Annotated in this window: 13 protein-coding genes; all 13 read right to left on the bottom strand. The window is 62.8% G+C overall.

What is annotated here, in order from left to right; all coding sequences use genetic code 11:
- Nucleotides 1-382: 382 nt before the first annotated feature.
- On the bottom strand, nt 383-847 hold the full coding sequence (locus AC6UAL_RS03885) for a hypothetical protein (RefSeq protein ID WP_500682054.1): 465 nt from the start codon (nt 845-847) through the stop codon (nt 383-385).
- Nucleotides 848-1,025: 178 nt separating this feature from the next.
- Nucleotides 1,026-2,141 carry a SufD family Fe-S cluster assembly protein gene (locus AC6UAL_RS03880; protein WP_500682053.1) on the bottom strand — a complete coding sequence of 372 codons (1,116 nt, stop codon included), beginning with the start codon at nt 2,139-2,141 and terminating at the stop codon, nt 1,026-1,028.
- 34 nt (nt 2,142-2,175) lie between these two features.
- Nucleotides 2,176-3,618 (bottom strand): Fe-S cluster assembly protein SufB, encoded by a 1,443-nt coding sequence (gene sufB / locus AC6UAL_RS03875; protein WP_500682052.1) that lies wholly within the window; start codon nt 3,616-3,618, stop codon nt 2,176-2,178.
- Between the two features lie 5 nt (nt 3,619-3,623).
- Nucleotides 3,624-4,370: a Fe-S cluster assembly ATPase SufC gene (gene sufC, locus AC6UAL_RS03870; protein ID WP_500682051.1), complete on the bottom strand. Its 747-nt coding sequence runs from the start codon at nt 4,368-4,370 to the stop codon at nt 3,624-3,626.
- Nucleotides 4,367-4,834: a Fur family transcriptional regulator gene (locus AC6UAL_RS03865; RefSeq protein WP_500682050.1), complete on the bottom strand. Its 468-nt coding sequence runs from the start codon at nt 4,832-4,834 to the stop codon at nt 4,367-4,369. The genes sufC and AC6UAL_RS03865 overlap by 4 nt, the downstream gene beginning before the upstream one ends.
- Nucleotides 4,835-4,946: 112 nt before the next feature.
- Nucleotides 4,947-6,332 carry an RNA polymerase factor sigma-54 gene (gene rpoN / locus AC6UAL_RS03860; RefSeq protein ID WP_500682049.1) on the bottom strand — a complete coding sequence of 462 codons (1,386 nt, stop codon included), beginning with the start codon at nt 6,330-6,332 and terminating at the stop codon, nt 4,947-4,949.
- A 189-nt stretch (nt 6,333-6,521) separates the two neighbouring features.
- Entirely contained in the window at nt 6,522-7,985 is a 1,464-nt protein-coding gene (gene dnaA / locus AC6UAL_RS03855; protein ID WP_500682048.1) for a chromosomal replication initiator protein DnaA, read from the bottom strand.
- Nucleotides 7,986-8,338: 353 nt separating this feature from the next.
- Nucleotides 8,339-9,241: a thiamine-phosphate kinase gene (gene thiL / locus AC6UAL_RS03850; protein ID WP_500682047.1), complete on the bottom strand. Its 903-nt coding sequence runs from the start codon at nt 9,239-9,241 to the stop codon at nt 8,339-8,341.
- Nucleotides 9,238-10,035 carry a CPBP family intramembrane glutamic endopeptidase gene (locus AC6UAL_RS03845; RefSeq protein ID WP_500682046.1) on the bottom strand — a complete coding sequence of 266 codons (798 nt, stop codon included), beginning with the start codon at nt 10,033-10,035 and terminating at the stop codon, nt 9,238-9,240. Before AC6UAL_RS03845 ends, thiL begins: the two co-directional genes overlap by 4 nt.
- Before the next feature lie 48 nt (nt 10,036-10,083).
- The gene (locus AC6UAL_RS03840; RefSeq protein WP_500682045.1) at nt 10,084-10,650 is read right to left on the bottom strand and encodes a hypothetical protein; all 567 of its coding nucleotides are present in this window, start codon (nt 10,648-10,650) and stop codon (nt 10,084-10,086) included.
- On the bottom strand, nt 10,647-11,063 hold the full coding sequence (locus tag AC6UAL_RS03835) for a hypothetical protein (protein WP_500682044.1): 417 nt from the start codon (nt 11,061-11,063) through the stop codon (nt 10,647-10,649). Before AC6UAL_RS03835 ends, AC6UAL_RS03840 begins: the two co-directional genes overlap by 4 nt.
- A gap of 52 nt (nt 11,064-11,115) precedes the next feature.
- Nucleotides 11,116-12,570: a hypothetical protein gene (locus AC6UAL_RS03830; protein WP_500682043.1), complete on the bottom strand. Its 1,455-nt coding sequence runs from the start codon at nt 12,568-12,570 to the stop codon at nt 11,116-11,118.
- Between the two features lie 68 nt (nt 12,571-12,638).
- Nucleotides 12,639-13,817, bottom strand: coding sequence for an MFS transporter (locus AC6UAL_RS03825; protein ID WP_500682042.1), 1,179 nt, complete (start codon nt 13,815-13,817; stop codon nt 12,639-12,641).
- Nucleotides 13,818-13,896 lie beyond the last annotated feature (79 nt).

The raw sequence follows: 13,896 nt of genomic DNA, 5'->3' as shown, positions 1-13,896 counted from the left end.
CAAATAATGACTTATTAGGATTACGGTGCGGATTTTTGTCCGCTACGCGTATGGTGCGGATTTTTGTCCGCTTACGCGGCCGTTTTTTTGCGGTAAGGCATCAAATCCCTGCAAGGTATCACCGGCATAGAGCCCATCTCGCTTCATCTCTGAGATCGAATCTCTTCCGCTGAACGAATCCGAGGCAATGGGTGAATCAACCCTATCCGACACGGTCGGCGTCGAATCGCTCTCCGCGTGCCGTTTTGTTTTGAATGTGAGGGAGACTCCGCCGTCCTCCCGCTTTCGCCCCGAGAGCGACTTCTCTTTGTCTGAACCCTAGAGACAGAGGTGAGCAGCGCGATGCCGCTTCCGATGTCCCCGAGGCGCGGGCGAAAGGCACTTAATCGTCGTCAGCCATGCTGACGGCCTTATGAATCCGCTCGACGCAGCGGTTGATTTTTCCCAGAACGTCAATGTCCTTTTGTCCCTCGAGTCCTCGCTCGCAGGTTGCCACAGCAAGTTTGCCGTCGATTTGGGTCAGGATGACGCCGTACTTTTTACGGAGTTCCAAGGAGAGGCTTTCGATGACCTCGTCGTCCGGCATCTCGACGTCGATGAAGGTGTAGGCGACGACTCCTTCGATTGGGTGTTGGGAGTCGGCGGATGAAAGGGGCCTTTCGTTTCGGCCGGAGAAGATAAAATGGACGGAGCGGATTCGGATGATTTCGGTTTCTCGGTCGATGCTGACGTCGAGGTTTGCATCACGTGCCCCCTCGATGAATTGGGCCGGCGTGAGAGCCGAAACGGGAAGTGCGAGGCCGAGGGCGAGTGCGATGCCGGCGAGGGGGCGAAGGTGGGTGTTCATTGTGCGTTTCGCTGAGGAGTTGTTTGATTGTGCGAACGTTGTTGATGCGGGGGGCAGGGAGGGCGTGTGCGCGAGCTTAGCGCTTCCTACTCCGAGTTTGCTGATTCTTGTCGGGTGTGGCAACCGGCTTTTTTCATCGCCGACGCAGGTGCGCCGCAGGCATCATTCGGTCTCGGGCTCAAGCTTCGCTTTCGCTGTCTTCGCTGTTGCGGAAGCGATCGACGGCGTCGCTGAGGAAGCCTTCGGCAACGAGCAGTTGGGCTTCGTGTCGCGGAATGCCCCGGCTGAGCAGGTAGAAGAGCTGCTCTTCGTCCATGGGGGCGCTGGCGGATCCGTGCGAGCAGCGCACGTGGTCGGCGAGGATTTCGAGGCCGGGCAGGGAGTTGACGGTGGCGTTTTCGCTCAGCAGCATGTTGCGATTGGCCTGGTAGGCGTCGGTTTCATGGGCGCCGGGGGCGACGTAGATATTGCCGGCGAAGGTGGCGGTGGCGTCGCCGTCGACGACGTTTTTGTAGAGGAGGTTGGTGGTGGAGTGCCCCGTGAGCATTTCCTGCCGCGTGTGCTGGTCGAGCACTTGCTCACCGCTGAGGCGATTGGCGGAGTAGAGTTCGATGTTGGCCGGGCCGTGGAGAACGGTGGCGATGCTTTCTTCGCGTGCCCAGCTGAGGCCGCGGTGCCGGGTGAGCTGGCGCACGTTGGCATCGACGGCTTCGATGTTGGTGATGTGCATGGCGCAGGGGCCGTCGCCTTCCGGGGCTTCGCCGCTGACTTCGAGTTCGAGGCTGATATCGGCCCCGCGCTGGGCCATGATGCTGCGCAGGGCGACGAGGGTGCCGCTGCCGCGTACGCTGTAGCGCTCGATGATGCGGGCCTTGGCTCCTTCGGCCGCCAGAATGAGGGTGGCGGGGCTGTAGAGGCTGTCGGTCTCGTAGTCGATGACGATGGGGCGCGTGATTTCTCCTTCGATGTAGAGGCAGCAGCCTTCGCCGAAGCGCTCGAGGTGCAGGGCGACGATTTTGTCGGAGCCGATGCTGCGCAGGCTCATCAGGCTCGCCTTCATGTCCGCATCGAGAGGCGCGGCGCAGCCTTCGGGCGCCTCGCAGGCGCAGCGGCCTTCGTTGCGTCGGCCGCTGAGGGCGGCGACGAGGGCTTCGGCGTAGAGGTGAGGGCGGCCGAAGCGCCAATTTTCGTTGAGGCGATCGGGGGTGCGGGCGTTGCGCAGGCGTGCTTCGTGCTGTGCTTGTTCGAGGGCCAGTTGCAGGCTTTGAGTGGCTTCGCTGTCGGGAAGATCCATATGTTGAGCTAGGAAGGGGGGAGGGTTGGCGGCGTCAGCCGATGGAGTCTTCCATTTCAAGGTCGATGAGGCGGCGCAGTTCGACGGAGTACTCCATGGGGAACTCTTGCACGAGGTCGTTGATGAAGCCGTTGACGGCGAGGCTCATGGCCTGCGCACGGGTGAGGCCGCGCTGCTGCATGTAGAAGAGCTGCTCTTCGTCGACTTGGGAGACGGAGGCTTCGTGCTGCACGGAGCCGGTGTTGCCGTTGACGCTGATGGCGGGGTAGGTGTCGGTGCGGCTGCAGGCGTTGATGAGCAGGGCGTCGCATTCGGTGTTGTTGCGGCAGCCCTTCATGCCTTTGAGCACCTTGACTTCGCCGCGGTAGCTGGCGCGTCCTTCGCCGATGGAGATGGATTTGGCGACGATGTTGGAGCTGGTCTCGGGGGCGGCGTGAATCATGCGTGCACCGGTGTCCTGATGCTGGCCGCTGTGGGCCAGAGAGATGCTGACGACTTCGCCGCGCGCGCGGCGCCCGCGCAGCACGACGGCGGGGTATTTCATGGTGAGGCCGGAGCCGAGGTTGCAGTCGATCCAGCGGATTTCGGCGTCCTCCATGGCGAGGCCGCGCTGGATGACGAGGTTGTAGACGTTGGTGGCCCAGTTCTGGACGGTGACGTATTGGATTTTCGCGCCTTTGAGGGCGACGAGTTCGACGACGCCGGAGTGCAGGGTGGCGCTGTCGTACTTCGGCGCGGTGCAGCCCTCCATGTACATCAGTTCGGAGCCTTCGTCGGCGATGATGAGGGTGCGCTCGAATTGCCCCATGGCTTCCGAGTTGATGCGGAAGTAGGCTTGCAGGGGCTGGGCGAGTTTGACGCCTTTGGGGACGTAGATGAAGGAGCCGCCCGAGAAGGCTGCGTGGTTGAGCGCGGAGAATTTGTTGTCGCCGACGGGGATGACTTTGCCGAACCAGGGGCGGAAGATGTCTTCGTAGTCGCGCAGGCCTTCGGTGGAGTTGACGAAGATGACGCCTTTCTTGCGCAGCTCTTCCTGCATGTTGTTGTAGGCGGTCTCGGAGTCGTACTGGGCGTCGACGCCGGCAAGGAAGGCGCGTTCCTGCTCCGGGACGCCGAGGCGCTCGAAGGTGCGCTTGACGTCGTCGGGGACTTCATCCCAGCTCTTGCGGGGGGCGACGCCGTGGGCGAGGTAGTAGCGGATTTTGTCGAAGTCCACGCCGCTGATGCCTTCCGGCGCCCAGTGGGTGGGCATGGGCATGTCGCGGAACTTCTTGAGTGCTTCTTTGCGGAATTGACGCAGCCAGTCGGGTTCGCCCTTGGCGTCGCAGATGTAGTCGATGGTGTCTTCCGTGAGGCCGTAGCCGGCGTCGAAGCGGTGGTTTTCCGGGAAGGAGAACTCGCCGCGCGTGTCGATGCTGAAGGGGGAATCCGCGGGCGTCCGAAGGTCGGCGGCGGGGTCGGGTGTTGTCTCAGACATGGCTTTCAGGCTTCGTCCTTGAGGAAATCAAAACCGTTTTGCTCGATGTGCTCGACGAGTTCATAGCCGGCCGTGCGCTCGATGCGTCCTTTGTAGAGAACATGCACGACGTCGGGGCGTATGTAGTCGAGCAGGCGCTTGTAGTGAGTGATGACCAAAAAGCTGCGGAAGGGGGCGCGCATGGCGTTGACGCCCTCGGAGACGATGCGCAGGGCATCGACGTCGAGCCCGCTGTCGGTCTCGTCGAGGATGGCGTAGGTGGGTTCGAGCATCATCATCTGCAGGATGTCGTTGCGCTTCTTTTCGCCGCCGGAGAAGCCTTCGTTGACGGCGCGCGCGGTGAACTTCGGGTCCATGCCCAGCTGCTTCATGCGGTTGCGCAGGCTCTTGTAGAAGGCGACGGTGTCGAGGTTCTCGTCCTGCGGCAGGCGTGCCTGAAGGGCGGCGCGCATGAAGTTGGCGTTGGTGACGCCGGGGACTTCGACGGGGTATTGGAAGGCGAGAAAGAGGCCGGCGCGGCTGCGCTCATCGACGCTCATGGCGAAGAGGTCTTGCCCGTCCATTTCCGCGCTGCCGGCGGTGACTTCGTAGTCGGGATGGCCGCAGAGGACTTTCGAGAGGGTGCTCTTGCCTGAGCCATTGGGCCCCATGATGGCGTGGACTTCGCCCTTGGGTATCTCGAGATTGATGCCGTTGAGGATTTCCGCGCCGTCTTTGACGCGGGCATGCAAATCTTTGATGATGAGGCTCATGATTTTGTTTGTGAAGGGGGCAGGCAGTGCTCGGGGATGATGCCGTGCAGGCAGGCGTCCATGCTGCGCACGCAGACGCCTTCCGGCAGGTCGAAGACGTCTTCGATGCGTATGCCGGGTTTGAGTTTGACGTCGATGACGCGGTTGCTGCTGTCGTCGAGCACGTGGACGTGCGGCACGAGGTTCGGGCAGTAGCGCGAGGGGCCGTTGTCGAAGCGCAGCTGGTTGATGAGCCCGGCTTCGGACATGGTTTCGAGGCAGTTGTAGACGGTGGCCAGCGAGATGCCGGCGCTGTTGCGGCAGGTGCGCTCGTAGATCTGCCCGGCCGTCGGGTGGTCGGTGGATGAGATGATGGTCTCGAGCACGGCACGGCGCTGGCGTGTCATGCGCACGCCGGCCATTCTCACCATGGAGCAGGCGAGGTTGCGCGCGTTTTTGCTGCTGCTGCCTTTTGTTTTTCTCATGTCGGTGCGGGGTGGGGGCATTATAGCGGCTTTGCAACGCCGAATCAAGGCTAAATAGAGCCTAGTTTGGAACGGGTAAAAACAAAGGGCCCTTTGCCTGTCGGTGCGCAGGTCAGTTCCGCCGCCTGAGGCTGGCGGGCAGGATGTGAAGTTGCTCGCGGTATTTGGCGATGGTGCGGCGGGCAACGCTGATGCCTTCGGCCGCGAGGGCGGCTTCGAGTTTGGCGTCGGAGAGGGGTTTGCGCGGGTCTTCGCTGCGGATGAGCTCGCGCAATCGGGCCTGCACGGCTCCGGCCGAGACGCTCTCGCCTTCGTTGCCGGCGGGCAGGGCTGCGGTGAAGAAGCGGCGCAGTTCGTAGACGCCGTGGTCGCATTGGAGGTATTTGCCCTTGGCGGCGCGGGAGACGGTCGAGAGGTGCAGGCCGGTGTCCTGCGCGATGTCTTCCATGCGAAGGGGGCGCAGGGCGGCCGGGCCGTCGGTGAAGAAGGGTTTTTGGCGGCGGACGATGGCTTGGGCGACGCTGAGGATGGTTTGCTGGCGGTCGCTGATGGCTTTGATGAGTTCGCGGCCCTCGCGGAAGCAGCGCGAGAGGTAGCGCCGCAGGTCGGTGTCGTCGGCGCGCTCGGCCAGCATGTCTCGGTAGGCGGCGGAGAGGCCGAGGCGGGGGAGTCCCTCGTTGGTGAGCTGCACGACGGGCTGTCCGTTTTCGAGGCGGACGATGAGGTCCGGGGTGATGACGTGCTCTTCGGCTCGGTTGAAGATGCTGCCGGGGTCGGGGTTGAGGCGGGCAATGCGGCGGGCGGCGCCGGCGACGGCTTCTTCGCTCTCGCCGAGTGCGCGGGCGGCTTCGGCGTAGCGGTGCCGCACGAGGTCGTCCCAGCGCTCGCGCAGCAGTCGCATGGCCAAGCTGTCGCCTTCGTCGGCGCGGAGGAGTTGGAGTATGAGGCTCTCTTGCAGGCTGAAGGCGCCGACGCCGGCGGGGTCGAGATCCTGCAGGGTGGCCAGGGCTCGCTCAAAAAGCGGGCGAGAAGCGCGGAGTTCGCGCTCCGTTTGTTCGCGGGTTTCGCTGAAGTAGCCACGGTGATCGAGGCGGTCGATGAGTTGCAGGCAAAGTTCCGCCAAGGGGGCGGGCAGGGCGCTTTGGCGCACCTGCTCGCTGAGGTGTTCGGCGAGGGTGACGGGCTCGGAGAGGTTCTCCAGAAAGGCGCTGTGGCGCTGCGTGGCGGCTCGATCGAGGGAGGGTGTGTCATTTTCTCCGCTCGCGTCGTGCCGAGTGCGGTCGGCGGCGCGGTCGCGACCGCCGCGCTCGTCGCCTTCATCGCTCTCGTCGCGGTGGGGGGGCGGGAGTTCTTCGAGGGCGGGGTTGGCGGCGATGGCTTGCGAGGCGATTTGCGCGAGCTCGGTGTTGGTGGCCTGCAGGGTGCGCATGAACATCTGCATGGCTGCCGTGGCAACCATGTTCTGCCGCATGCCTTGCTCCATGCCTTGCGAACTCACGCGGTGTTTCTTAACACATCCGCGCCGTTCATTCAAGCGCAAACAGGGCGGAGAAGCTTCTGCCCGCTGCCCGAATCTTCCGCGCCGAGGCTCTTTTTCCGCCTGTTCGCCCGAGCGAAACGGCGCTGCGATGGCAGCGCCGTTTGTTTGTCGTGCAGTTAACCCGGGACCTTGCCCCGGAGAAAGGCGTCATGAAAATTGATCGGCCAAGCGCTCGACGCAGCGGCGCAAGCGCGAGTCGGTTTCAATCTTCTTTTCGATGGTGCGCGCCGCATGGATGACCGTTCCGTGATCGCGGCCGCCGAAGGCCGCGCCGATTTCCTGCAGCGAACTCTGCGTGCAGCGGCGCGCAAGGTACATGGCCACCTGCCTCGGGTGGGCGATTTGGGCGGTGCGGCGGCGTGCGGTGAGGTCGGAGACGCGGATGTCGAACTCTTCCGCGACACGCTTCTGGATGGCCTCAATGGTGTTGCGGTCGTTGCCGCGATCGTTGTGCAGAAGATCGCGCACCTGCTGCCGAGCTTCCGAAACACTCGGGCTGTGATGGGAAAAGGAGGCCAAGCTTCCGATGCGCGTCAGGGCACCGGCCAAGCTGCGCACGGAACGCGTGATATTGCTCGCCAGAAATTCGAGCACCTCATCGCCCACCAGATCGCTTTTCCACTTGCTGCGCATGTTGCGCAGGATGGCCAGGCGCGTTTCGAAGCAGGGGAGTGCAATGGAAGCGGTGAGACCCTGTTCAAAGCGCGTGCTGAGGCGCGGGTCGAGGTCGGTGATCTCGTGCGCGGCGCAGTCTGCGGTCATGACGATTTGCTTGCCGCTGTCGAAGAGAGAATTGAAGGTGTAGAAGAACTCGTCCTGAGTCTTCTGGCGCTTCGAGAGGAACTGGACGTCGTCGATGAGCAGCACGTCCGCTTCGCGGTACTTGCGCCGGAAGGCGCGGATGGCTGCGTTTTTCTCGTCGCTGCGGCTGCCGATGGCGTCGATGTAGGCATTCGTGAAGTCCTCGCAGGTGACGTAGAGCACGCAGACCTCCTCGCGTTTTTCGCGGATGGCGTTGCCGATGGCATGCAGCAGATGCGTTTTGCCCAGCCCCGAGGCGCCGTGGATGAAATAGGGGTTGAAGCGAGGCGCCGTATCAGAGGCAACGGCCTTGGCCACTTCGTAGGCGAACTCGCTGTTCGGACCGACGACGAAGTTCTCGAAGCGGAAGTCCTCGTTGAGACCGCTGTTGACGTACACGCGGCGCTTGGCGCTGCGCTTGCGACTCGAGCGCTCGGCTCGAGGAGCAGCGCTCGCCGCCGTCGGGGAAGAGGCTGCCGCGGTGACGGAAGGCGTCGCTGCGGCATCGGTCGGTGCTGCGGCGGTGATCTCGTTTGAGTCTTCGTCCTGCTGCTCGATAAACTCGATGTCTCGCGCACCGTCGAGCACGCGGGCAGCTGCGGCCGTCATCGAGTCGAGGTAGTAGTTCTGCACCCACTCGATCATCATGCCCCGCGGGTACTCAAATACAAGCTTGCTGCCCGTGTCCGTCAGCAGTTTGAGCTGGGTCAGAAAGGTGGAACCAAACGATCCCTCCCCCAGGCTGTTGTCCGCTCTCATGGTGTTCATGATGCTCTCCCACAAACCTGCTGCCTCGCTCGTTTTGCTCATGTGTGTTCCTTTTCTATCTGTGGCCCGCCGATCGTCGGCCGGGCGCCTTTGCGGGGAGAACTATCGCACGCCCTCCCCCCTTCTGCAAAGCTTTTTTTCTCTCGGGCCTCTCGTGCCCTTGCGCTCATCTGCCCGTTCTATGAGCGTTCCACACGTTGAGAAAAAGTTTCTCCGAGACCTCGGCCTTAGTAAGGAAAACTTGACTTTTATGAGCTTGGCCATGATGGCATCTCGGATGCTTGTGGAACAAGGGAAAAATTTTTGCAAATGACTTATTATCAACAATGAAACTAATTTTGAAGCTCTGTGTGCACGGCGGTGGGCGTGTTAGGTCGGAGCGGCTGACAAAGGGGTCAGAGAGGGCGCTTGATGAAGTGCTGCCAACCTGAAATCAAAGGTGTTACGGAGCTGCGCGTGAGGTGCCCGACGGGGGTGATGGGGACGGGGGGCTCGAGGCGGCGGAGGCGTTCGAGCTGGGCGTCGTCGAGGGTGAAGAGCAGTTCGTAGTCTTCGCCGTCACTGATGGCGTGCCGAACGCTGATGCCGGGGTGGCAGGGGATGGCTTTCGTGTCGAGTTCGTAGCCGCAGCCGGAGGCGGCGGCGAGGCGAGGCAGGTCGCTTCCGAGTCCGTCCGAGAGGTCCATCATGGCGCCGGGTCGCAGGTCATGAGAGAGCAGGTATTCGGCCAGTTCGAGTCGCGGGGTGAAGGTCAGGTGGCGTCCGCTTTCAAAAGAGCCGCCCAATTTGCCGCTGACGCAGAGGGTGTCGCCCGGGCGCCCACCGCTGCGCAGAACGGCTTTTCCGCGCCGGACGCGGCCGGTGAGGGCGACGTTGATGATGAGGCCGTCCGCGGGCAGCGACGAGGTTTCTCCGCCCGCTATGGAGACGCCGAAGGCCTCGGCCAGCTCGGCCATGCCGTCATAGAGTCGCTCGGCATCGCGGACGGCGCGCGAGGGGTGCGCCAGCAGGGTGACGAGCGCATGGTCGGGCTGCCCGCCCATGGCGGCGATGTCCGACAGGGTGCGGGCGAGGGCTTTGCGGCCGATGAGCTCGGGCGGTGTATCGCGTGTGAAGTGCACGCCTTCGATGACGACGTCGGTTTTGAGCAGCAGGTCGTATGTGTCATCTCCGGCGACGACGGCGCAGTCGTCACCGGGGCCGACGATGAGGCGGTCGTTGCTGCTCAGGTGGTCCAGCAGGCGTTGCAGCGCTGCGTTTTCCCCGAGTTCGGCGAAGCTGGCGCGGTCGGGAGTCATAAGAGGACGAGCATGCCGAAGTTGAAGGCGTTAAAGAGCGCGTGCAGAACAATGGGCAGCCACAGGCTCCTGCTGCGGTAGTAGACCCATGCCAAAGTGAAGCCCAGGAAGCTCAGCGGCAGAAACTGCGGCAGCGCGAAGTGCAGGGCACCGAAGAGCAGTCCGCTCATGAGGGCAGCCGGCACAAAGCCGCAGCGATGGAGCAGAGTGGTGAAGACGAAGCCGCGGTGAAAGACCTCTTCGCAGACGGGAGCGATGAGGAGGGTCGAGACGCCGAGGGCGGCGAGGTGAGCGCCGCCTTGGGCGTTGATGACTTCGCTGCTGACCTGCTGCAGGGCAGGCGCGCCGCTGAGATTGACAATGAAGCCGTACAGACCGCTCAGCTGGTAGAGGATGATGAAGGCGAAGACCCCGGCCAGCCCGGTGCCGAGCAAGCGTGCGGCGTTGAGCAAGCTGATGCGCCGCCTGCCGGAATGCGGCAACAGAGCCCAACGGAGCAGCAGGGGAGCATAGATGACGAGGGTGAAGGCGATGTTGCTGATCTCGAGACTCAGCCCCGAGCCGGACTCTGCGGGAGTGTCCGCCGCTGCATTAGCGACGCCGACGGGCAGGTAGAGCAGGCAAAAGAAGAGGTAATAGAAGAGAGCCGTGGCGGCATCGCCCGGATTCGGGAAATGGCCTCGATGCAGCACCGTCACCGACGTGCCGCGCTTCACGCCTGCCGCATACATCAGCAGGGCGCCGATGAGGCAAAGGCCGGCGATGAGCAGCGCGAGGCGAAGATCTTGACTCATGCGCGGCGAGAGCGGGGTGCGTGTGCGGAGAGGGCAATCCTCATGCCGTTATTTTCTCATGGTGAGCACGAGCCGCTGAAGCTCCTGTGCCAGCTTGACCGAGCCGTAATACTGAGCGGCTGAGAGGCGGCTGCCCTGCTCCCTGATTCTGTCGTTGAGATCCCGCACCGCGCCCAAATAGCGATCGCAATAGGCTCGACCCTCCTCTTCATCCAGCGCCGGAAGAGCGGCGAAGCCCTGAACCCACTTTTGAAGCTCCCGGCTCAAGAGGCCGAGCTTGTCGGCAACTTTGTCGGCACTCTCGCGATCGCCGACGCTTGCCATCATGGCCTCGAGGCTTTCCAGCAGCTGCACCCCCCTCGCAATGTGGCGTGCAATCGGATCCTCGGCCGCCGAAGGCGCTGTTCCGTCCTCTTGCGAGGCTTCAGGCAGCTCCTCCTCGGCAAAAAGCTCATCATCGGGCATGGGCGGCAGAGGGTGGTGAGCCTGATCGTCTTCGGAGCTTTCCTCAGAGGAATTCGGCGTCATCAGCAATCCGTCAGCCGAGGGCGGCTCTTGCGCGGCCAGGTTGAGAGCCAGCCCGGGAAGCAGCAGAAGACAGGAGAGGCGCATCATTGTTCCAGCATCATGATGAGGGTTTGAAATTGCTTGTTGAACGCGGTGGAGTAGTAGCACTGCGCGCGTTGCAGGCGAAAAATCTGCTCATAGAGTTTGCCCCACTCCGTGCGCATGCGCATCTCATAGCGCTTGCGCACGAGGGCGCTCTGCTCCGGGGTGAGCTGCCGGATGCCGCGCATCGCATCGCAGACCTCGTAGACGCCGGACAGCTCGCGGTAGAGCGGCTCCGCAGCGGCATCAGCGGTAGCTTTGTCCGTCACGGAGCTGAGCACGGGCAGCAGCTTGGCCGGCAGAGCGCAAAAACTCTCCATCGCCTCTTCTATCTCGGGCGAGAGTTGCTCTGCGGCTGTGCTGAGAGGAGCCGCCAACGGCACCAAGGCCGCCCACGCGACGATCGGGAGACTTTTCATGAGCCCTAGTATAGGCGCAAGCGATGAAGCTGTCAACCCCGAGAGCGCGAGCTCACGCCGGGTCTTCGCCCTCCTGCTGCTCGCCGCTCCCGTCCTTGGCGTCGTCCGTCTTCTTTTCGCCGTCGCCCGACTCCGCTTCTTCCCCGGGCTCCGCCTCGCCTTCTGCGGATTGACCGTCACCGGCCGCATCGCCGTCACCGGCGGCATCGTCGGCATCGGGCAGATCTTCATCCGTCTGTCGGGACAGCTCGTCTTCAATCGAAGCGATCATGTTGTCGACTCTCGCCTCAAAGCTGCGAACCTTGCGATCAAGGTCGGTGATTTTGCGTTCGAGAGAGAGTTTTTCGCGGTTGCGGTTGCGGGAGCGCGTGCTGACCTCGCGCTTGAGCACGCGGAGCTGCTCGTTGAGGGGCTCGCGGTACTCCTGCGGGAAGATGTTGTTGCGCAGACGCGTGACGCCGCGCGTCACTTCGTCGCTGTCGAGCAGTTCCGTCGCTCGGTCAAACTCGCCGCGCATCATGGCCTCGCGCGCCTCATCCATCTTGGCCCAGAAGGCCGTGAGCATCTCGGGCACCTTGCCGACCGCGTCGTCCATTTCCGCATCCCTGTTGCGGCGCAGGGCATCCTTCACGCGGTTGGTGCAATTGCGGAGCATCTTGAGGTTGCGGGGCTGAGGGTTGTACCAGACGGTCTCAATGTTCTCTTTCTCCCGCTTAAACTGCTCGGCCAACTTCTCGTATTGCTCATCGTCGGCCTCTTCGAGAGCCCGCTGCCTCTGGTCATTCATGCGCTCACGGCGCTTGGTCTCGCGCTCGTACATCTTGGTCCAGTGTTTGTCGAGCTGCGTGAGCGTTTTGAGGTAGGTCTCGTGGGCTTGGACGTATTCTGGGATGCCTTGGTAGCGATCGCGCATCAACTCAAACTTGCCCAGACCGCCGACCTTGCGCTTGCCCTTATTCTCCTTCATGTCGGTGAGCATGGCCTCGTAGGCCGCCTGCGCATCGCGGACGTACTTGTCGCGATCGCCCGCCGTCACCACCGTGAACTCAAAGCCGCCGGTGAGCGTGTTGTTGTATTTTTCGTTGAGGTCGCGCACCTCGCCCGTCACCTTGCGAATATCATCGAGATCGCGAGCCGAGCGATCCTTGAAGCGTTTCATGGATGAGTTGAGGGTGCGGGAAGGCTTTTTGACCTGACTCATCAGGGTGTCGGCCTCCTCCAACCTGCGCGTAAGACGTGCCATGAGCGTCTCATCGGCGTCCGATGCTCCGGCGGCCTGCTGTTGATTTTCGGCTGTGGTGCCTGCTTGCGCGCTGCCGTCGGCGGCTTGTGCTGAAGCGGCGCTCTTGTTATCTGCTCCCTCTGCGGGGGCATCGGCGGGAGTTGCGGCAGCGGACTCCTCCTTGTCGGCCTCGCTGTTCAGCGTAGCAAAGGGGTTGAGGGAAAGCGGGGCGGCGCAGACAACGGTACCGGCAAGAAAGGAAAGGGAAAGGATAGCTCGTTTCATGGAAGTCGACTTTCTATATGCTGAATATAGCATGTTTTCGGCGGCTTGGCAATGTCAAATGCCGGCATTTACGTTTTTTGAGGAGTCGAGCGGTCGCAACGGAGGCCGAAGGCGAGACCGGACAAGGCGAAGAGGGTGTAGAAACCGAGGATGAAGAGTTCGGGATGCGGCAGCAGCATGCTGCTGCTCACCAGCCAGGCGAGGGCACCCCCGACGATGAAGCCGATGCCCTGCGCCATGCCCGAGAGGGCGACGGTTCCGGCTTCATCGGAAGCGCCCTCCACAATGAAGTTCATGCCGAGGGTGAAAATCGAGCCGATGCAGAGCCCGAGGAGAATGGAGAAAAGCGGCCAGAGGTCCAGAGGCGCTTCGAGCAAGCCGGCACAGGCGACGCAGGAAAGGGGTATGGTGACGAGCATCAGTCTCCGCCGGCTGCCCAGCCAGACGGCGAATTGGTGTGAGAGCAGGGAACTGGGGATTTGAAAAACCGTTGCGAGAGACAGCACCAGCCCCGCTTCAATCGCGCCGAGTCCGCGCAGGCGCATGAGGGTGGAGAGCCAGACGATGATGAGCCACGAGCCCGCGACGCGGAAGAGGTAAAACAGCGTGACGTCCCAAGCTCTCCGCTGACGCAGCAGGGGCAGCATGGAGGCATTGATGGGGTGGGGGTTGACGAGTTTGTCCCGGCTGTTGACGAGGTATTCGACCCAGAGAATGAGTGCGATGAGCAGCGGGAGAGCCCAGAACAGGAGTCCTTTCTGCCAGCTGCCCAACATCAGCGCGATCGGCGTGGCGCTGCCCGAGCCGACAGAGGTGCCCAGACAGACGCAGGCGGTGTAGCCGCCCATGAGCTCCGGCAGATACTGCGGGTACTGCACCTTGACGATGCCCAAGATGACGGAGCCCGTGATACCCAAACCGAGCCCCGTGATGACGGTGCCGCCGTAGAGCCCGAGAATGCCGCCGTAACTGCGCCAGATGACGCCGAGAATGGCGGCAGCCAGCGCATGGACGATCAGGAGACGGGGGCGAATGAGGCAGCTGAGGCGCGCTCCGAGCGGGGCGGCAACACCCATGGCCATGACGGGCAGCAGGGCAAAGAGACCGCTGTCTGACGGGCTGAGGTGCAAGTCGACGATGAGGGTGTCGAGCATGGGGTTGGCCGCGGAGAAGGCCATGCGCAGGTTGAAGCTGATGAGCAGAAAGATCAGCACGAAGTGAAAGGTCGAACGTTTCAGCGCGGGCATGACGTCCTGCATAGCTCTACCCGGCGCCCGAGGCAAGCTAACTCGCCAACCGTTTGAGCTTGCACGCGCTTGCGGGCCA

The sequence above is a fragment of the Candidatus Parakkermansia intestinigallinarum genome (assembly GCF_944389695.1).
GTDB classification, from domain to species: Bacteria; Verrucomicrobiota; Verrucomicrobiia; order Verrucomicrobiales; family Akkermansiaceae; genus Akkermansia; species Akkermansia intestinigallinarum.
Note: the sequence above shows the minus strand (reverse complement) of the source record. Positions and strands in the feature narration are given on the sequence as shown.

Bases quoted from the DNA above. Each gene is read 5' to 3' on its own strand.
- thiL (WP_500682047.1), bottom strand. From the start codon at position 9,241: ATGACTCCCGACCGCGCCAGCTTCGCCGAACTCGGGGAAAACGCAGCG.
- AC6UAL_RS03885 (WP_500682054.1), bottom strand. From the start codon at position 847: ATGAACACCCACCTTCGCCCCCTCGCCGGCATCGCACTCGCCCTCGGC.
- AC6UAL_RS03830 (WP_500682043.1), bottom strand. From the start codon at position 12,570: ATGAAACGAGCTATCCTTTCCCTTTCCTTTCTTGCCGGTACCGTTGTC.
- sufC (WP_500682051.1), bottom strand. From the start codon at position 4,370: ATGAGCCTCATCATCAAAGATTTGCATGCCCGCGTCAAAGACGGCGCG.
- AC6UAL_RS03825 (WP_500682042.1), bottom strand. From the start codon at position 13,817: ATGCCCGCGCTGAAACGTTCGACCTTTCACTTCGTGCTGATCTTTCTG.
- sufB (WP_500682052.1), bottom strand. From the start codon at position 3,618: ATGTCTGAGACAACACCCGACCCCGCCGCCGACCTTCGGACGCCCGCG.
- dnaA (WP_500682048.1), bottom strand. From the start codon at position 7,985: ATGAGCAAAACGAGCGAGGCAGCAGGTTTGTGGGAGAGCATCATGAAC.
- AC6UAL_RS03840 (WP_500682045.1), bottom strand. From the start codon at position 10,650: ATGATGCGCCTCTCCTGTCTTCTGCTGCTTCCCGGGCTGGCTCTCAAC.
- AC6UAL_RS03880 (WP_500682053.1), bottom strand. From the start codon at position 2,141: ATGGATCTTCCCGACAGCGAAGCCACTCAAAGCCTGCAACTGGCCCTC.
- AC6UAL_RS03865 (WP_500682050.1), bottom strand. From the start codon at position 4,834: ATGAGAAAAACAAAAGGCAGCAGCAGCAAAAACGCGCGCAACCTCGCC.
- AC6UAL_RS03845 (WP_500682046.1), bottom strand. From the start codon at position 10,035: ATGAGTCAAGATCTTCGCCTCGCGCTGCTCATCGCCGGCCTTTGCCTC.
- AC6UAL_RS03835 (WP_500682044.1), bottom strand. From the start codon at position 11,063: ATGAAAAGTCTCCCGATCGTCGCGTGGGCGGCCTTGGTGCCGTTGGCG.